1 protein-coding gene is annotated in these 594 nt (G+C 40.9%); it reads right to left on the bottom strand.

What is annotated here, in order from left to right:
* Positions 1-594: C69 family dipeptidase (locus AB4653_RS27490; protein ID WP_372105824.1), on the bottom strand; the 594-nt coding region annotated here is incomplete at both ends.

Raw genomic sequence — 594 nt, 5'->3', positions numbered from 1 at the left:
TAAACTCTTCCTCTGAGTATTTCTTCTCTGTGCTTTTAGTCAAATCTGTAATCATTTTGTATCTAAGCTCAGTTGCCATATCTAAGGTACGCTTAAGCTGTCCGTATGAGTAGTCGGCAGCCATGTTCAGAGCCGCTTGTTTATCTACTTTATACATGTCTGTTAACGTTTTATCTAAGTGTGCGACCTGCTTGTATAATTGAGTTTCTTCTTTGTCCCAAGTTGCTTTTAGTACTGGTAAATACTTATCTGGGTTTGTAGAAGCGAGGGCGGTTAGGCTACGGAACTGCCAATAAGCTGAATCATCACTGTAGTTATCATCGCCTACTTGGTACGCTTTTGGGTAATCTTGTAGGGTTGAGTATAACGGCACTAAAACAGATTCTGGTAACACGCCGAAGCTTTGCCAAATAATACCTTGAAGCTCTTCTGGCATCTCAGGGCGAAGCTGAATAATATGCGACTCTAGTTGACGCTCAACTCTAATTGGTCGTTTCGATTTTCCTTCCAAAACCGTGTCTTTATAAGTCGCGCTAAGTACCTCTGCCACATTTTCAACTGAGATTTTTGTATCAGGTTTCATAAACAAAGGGT

Origin of the sequence: Vibrio sp. 10N.222.48.A3, assembly GCF_041475345.1 — a bacterium.
GTDB classification, from domain to species: Bacteria; Pseudomonadota; Gammaproteobacteria; order Enterobacterales; family Vibrionaceae; genus Vibrio; species Vibrio tasmaniensis_A.
This window is presented reverse-complemented; position numbering and strand designations above follow the sequence as displayed.